The 267-nt window shown below is 52.4% G+C and carries 1 protein-coding gene; it reads left to right on the forward strand.

Annotated features, from left to right (window positions below; all coding sequences use genetic code 11):
- Positions 1 to 192: hypothetical protein (locus tag ACLJNW_RS25535; RefSeq protein ID WP_410961412.1), on the forward strand; the 192-nt coding region annotated here is incomplete at its 5' end.
- Between the last annotated feature and the right edge of the window lie 75 nt (positions 193 to 267).

Raw genomic sequence — 267 nt, forward strand, 5'->3', positions numbered from 1 at the left:
TTCGCTAACCGTGTCGAACGGCTGCGCTCAGGCAAAAAGCTCAATCTTCTCGACACATTCCTGCACCGCGACTGGATTACGCAATGGGCGAGAGAAATCGGCTTCGAGGGCGTTGGATTTACCAGCGGCCAGGACACGTCTGACCATCCAAAAATGTGGCAACCGGTCGCGGCAATGGTGAAACCAGCCTAGCGGCTCATCAGTCGACGAAACCAATTGTTTTGCTTCGTTTTGAGACGATTCCGCTGTTTTTCCTGATGTTTAGCT

Source organism: Salmonella sp. SAL4457 (assembly GCF_046548235.1).
Classification (GTDB): Bacteria; Pseudomonadota; Gammaproteobacteria; order Enterobacterales; family Enterobacteriaceae; genus Salmonella; species Salmonella enterica.